We start from the raw sequence: 2856 nt of genomic DNA on the forward strand, positions 1-2856 counted from the left end.
GGTCCAGGGTTGGGGGCCTGCCGGTCCGGGGGCCTGCCGCTTCAGGGGGCCGTAACCGGTCCGGGTTGGGGTCTTGCCGGTCCGGGGTGGGGGGTTCTGCCGCTTCAGGGGGTGTCGTGACCGGTCCGGGGTTGGGGTCCTGCGGGTTCGGGGGTGGGGGGTTCTGCCGCTTCAGGGGGTGTTGTGACCGGTCCGGGGTTGGCGGTCTTACGGTTCAGGGCTGGGCGTCGTGACAGTCCGGGGTCGGGGGTCGGGTTTTGGCTTCCAGGTGGGTCGATTTGGGGGCAGGCGTTCATGTTCTGGCTTTTCCGTTCGCGTGACCTGCTGCCCGCTCTCCCATCGGCCTGCATGATTGTGCCTGCCGCGTGGGTGAGTGTTGTGCGGGATCGCTCATGGGGAGGAGCCGCGAGGAGCGTCTGTGCTGGATGACTGGACCGCCGGTCTTCTGCTGGGGGGCATCGTCCTGCTGGGCGCGTCCGTGCAGCGGTTGGCGGGGATCGGGTTCGCGCTTGTGGCGGTGCCCGCTCTGGTGCTGCTTCTCGGCCCGGCCGAGGGTGTGGTGCTGGCGAACTGCGCGGCCGGTGCCATCAGCGCGATCGGGCTGGTCGGCACCTGGCGGGAGGTCCGCCTGACCGCGATGGTTCCGTTGGTCGCCGCGGCCGCCTGCACCGTGCCGGCCGGGGCCTGGGTGGCCGCCCGGTTGCCCGAACCGATGCTGCTGGTCGGCATGGGGGTGCTGGTGAGCGTGGCCGTACTGCTCGTGATGTGGGGCAGCCGAGTGCCCGCTCTGCGCGGCGCCGGAGGTGCGGTGGCCGCCGGTGCGGCGAGCGGGTTCATGAACTCCTCCGCGGGGGTGGGCGGTCCGGCGGTTTCCCTGTATGCGGTGAACGCGGGCTGGACGGTACGGGAGTTCGTGCCGAACGCGCAGTTCTACGGGGTGGTGGTGAACGCGCTCTCCGTTACGGCCAAGGGCGTGCCGAAGCTCACGGTGCCGCTCTGGCTGCTGGTCGCGGCTGGGATAGCGGCAGGCGCCGTGCTGGGGAAGGCACTCGCGGAACGAGTGCCGGAGCGGCGGGCCCGGGTGCTGGTGCTGCTGCTCGCGCTGGTGGGCGGGTTCACCACGATAGGTAAGGGGCTGTGGAGCCTGTGACCCTTGACCGGCACAGGGCGGCATACGGGGGCAGCCGGCCGGCGACGAGCACCGGCCGTCGCCGAATGGCTGCCGGCAGCCGGTTGTGGGGAGGTCGAGAACCCGGAATGTCGGGATCATCTGGGGAGTGACGTTGCCATCGTGTGGACGGTCTTCTCGAATCTCAGGGCCAGATCGCGGTCCACGGTGAGCCCGACGGACCTGCCCTTCCGGTAGGCGGTGAGCGGGCCGGCCGGCGGACGGTCGATGAGGGCGGCGATCGGGGGTACGGCCCTGGCCACCGGCTGGGCGAACACCGCCGACATCAGCCGGACAAGGCCGCGTACCGGTTGCCGGAAGGGCTTGAACATCCCCGTCGCCACGAACAGCGGGTTGTAGAGCACGTAGCTCGTCCGCTCGCCGGCGTAGGCCATGCCCAGCAACTCGACGGCCCTGGCACCCTGCATGGTCGCCCTGAAAGGCCGATACCCCTCGGTCAGTTGCGGGTCGTCCCAGTGGATCTCTCCCGCGCGGATGCCCCCGACCCCGCACAGATTGACGATCACGGGTGTTCGCGCCTTCTCCAGTGATTCGCGCAGGCCCTCGGCCATGAGCCAGCGGTTGATCACGTACAGGGCGAAGGTGTGCTCGAAGCCCTCCGGTGTCTCGATCCTCGTCGGGTTGTACCTGAAGGCCCCGAGCACCAGCGCGTCGATCACCGGATGCTCGTCACGGAGTTCCCGGATCAGGCCGCGGGTCTGCCTGATGGAACTGAGGTCCGCCTGGACGAAGCGGGCCGCGGGCACCTCCTCCCGCAGGCGCCGTCCGCCTGCCGCGCTGCTGCCCACGGCGATGACCAGGTCGCCCTGCTCGGTGTGGTGCCGGGCGCGGGCCTTGCCGATGCCGTCCGTGCCGCCGGTGATCACGATTGTCCGTCGCATAAGTTGAGGCCTTCCTCAAGTTGAGATTCACCTCAACTTAGCTAGGCTTTCGAGCATGCGCAAGGACGCCCTCCACAACCGCGAGCGCCTCCTGCGGGCGGCCAGGAGCCTCTTCGCCGACCGGGGACTCGACGTGCCGCTCGAAGAGATCGCGCGTACGGCGGGGGTGAGCATCGGAACGCTGTACAACCGCTTCCCCACCCGGGCCGAGCTGGTGGAGGCGGTGTTCGAGGACCGGGTGGCGACGGTCGCGGAGCTGGCCGAGCGGTCGCTCGCGATGGACGACGCCTGGGAGGGGTTCGTCGCGTTCATCGCCGGCGTGTGCGAGCTGCAGGCGGCCGACCTCGGCTACAACGACCTCGCCATACGCGGCGGAACGGCCGACACGGACACGGGCTACGCGTTGATGCAGCAGATCATCGAGCGCGCCCAGGAGTCGGGCGCCCTGCGGGACGACGTCACGCTTGAGGACATGGCGTTCGTGATCTGGGGAGTCGCGGCGACCGTACGCGCGACGTTCCGCGTCGCTCCCGGAGTCTGGCGACGGCACCTCGCCCTGACCCTCGACGGCCTACGCGCCACCGCCGCCCACCCCCTCCCCGCCCCACCCATGACCCCCGCCCAGACACGCACCGCGATGAACAACTGCCCCTGAAAGCCCCCAGCCCGGACCGATTACAACACCCAACCTCGAACCGGTAGGACCCCAACCCTGGACTGGTTACGACACCCCTGAAGCAGCAGAACCCCCCACCCCCGGACCGGCAGGCGCCCCAACCTTGGACT

At 69.9% G+C, this 2856-nt stretch carries 3 protein-coding genes; 2 read left to right on the forward strand and 1 reads right to left on the reverse strand.

Annotated elements, in window-relative coordinates; all coding sequences use genetic code 11:
• Positions 1-418: 418 nt before the first annotated feature.
• Positions 419-1150, forward strand: a complete 732-nt coding sequence (locus tag ABZU75_RS46075) for a sulfite exporter TauE/SafE family protein (protein WP_355569808.1) — start codon at positions 419-421, stop codon at positions 1148-1150.
• Between the two features lie 116 nt (positions 1151-1266).
• Here the strand turns inward: ABZU75_RS46075 and ABZU75_RS46080 are convergent, their stop codons facing one another.
• On the reverse strand, positions 1267-2070 hold the full coding sequence (locus tag ABZU75_RS46080) for an SDR family NAD(P)-dependent oxidoreductase (RefSeq protein ID WP_355569811.1): 804 nt from the start codon (positions 2068-2070) through the stop codon (positions 1267-1269).
• 55 nt (positions 2071-2125) lie between these two features.
• Between ABZU75_RS46080 and ABZU75_RS46085 the strand changes: the two genes are divergently transcribed.
• Entirely contained in the window at positions 2126-2725 is a 600-nt protein-coding gene (locus ABZU75_RS46085; RefSeq protein WP_355569814.1) for a helix-turn-helix domain-containing protein, read from the forward strand.
• Positions 2726-2856: the final 131 nt, after the last annotated feature.

It is taken from the genome of Streptosporangium sp. NPDC005286 (genome assembly GCF_040607515.1).
Classification (GTDB): domain Bacteria; phylum Actinomycetota; class Actinomycetes; order Streptosporangiales; family Streptosporangiaceae; genus Streptosporangium.